The organism is Oleiphilus sp. HI0132 (assembly GCF_001635845.1).
The window spans coordinates 1-707 of record NZ_LWGJ01000274.1 but is presented as its reverse complement, the minus strand read 5'-3'; the positions used below and the strand labels follow the sequence as shown (position 1 = coordinate 707).

Sequence of the window (707 nt, the reverse complement as noted above, 5' to 3'; positions counted from 1 at the left end):
AAGGTATAGGGCTTTTCTCGGCGTTCGTAAGGAATATAGACGCTATCTCTCGTGGTACCAGGTTGATCATAAACAACAACACGGTCTTCACCAAGCAGTCGATTAACCAAGGTAGACTTACCAACATTTGGTCGTCCGATAATACCAATTTTACAACCATTTGCTTCATCATCTTCCTCGATTTGTTCCGGGAAGTCCTCCATTGCATCTTCGATCAGCGATTTAACACCGCGGTTATGAGAGGCTGCGGTTAAGCGCAGCTTCTCCATACCCAGCGAGTAGAAATCATTGGCAACAGTATCAGCATTAAGGCCATCAATTTTATTAACAACCAGGGTATAAGGTTTTCCCGTTTGTCGGATATGACGAGCTATCTCTTCATCAATAGGGGTCAATCCATCCCGGCCATCCACAACAAAGAAGATTAGATCAGCCTCTTCTATTGCCAACAAGGACTGCTCAGCCATGACAGCATCGATCCCGACTTCATCACCACTTATACCACCGGTATCGATAGTAATGAACTTCTTATCCAACGCCACTCCAGAGCCGTACTTACGATCCCGAGTTAAGCCTGCGTAGTCTGCGACAATTGCATCTTTTGTTTTGGTCAAACGATTGAATAAGGTAGATTTACCTACATTAGGACGACCTACTAGCGCTATTACAGGAACCATCTATCTACCTTTAATCTCTATATTCGTTAG

General features: G+C 44.1%; 1 protein-coding gene. It reads right to left on the bottom strand.

What is annotated here, in order from left to right; translation table 11 throughout:
- Positions 1–677: GTPase (locus tag A3766_RS03350; RefSeq protein WP_156508651.1), on the bottom strand; the 677-nt coding region annotated here is incomplete at its 3' end.
- Positions 678–707 lie beyond the last annotated feature (30 nt).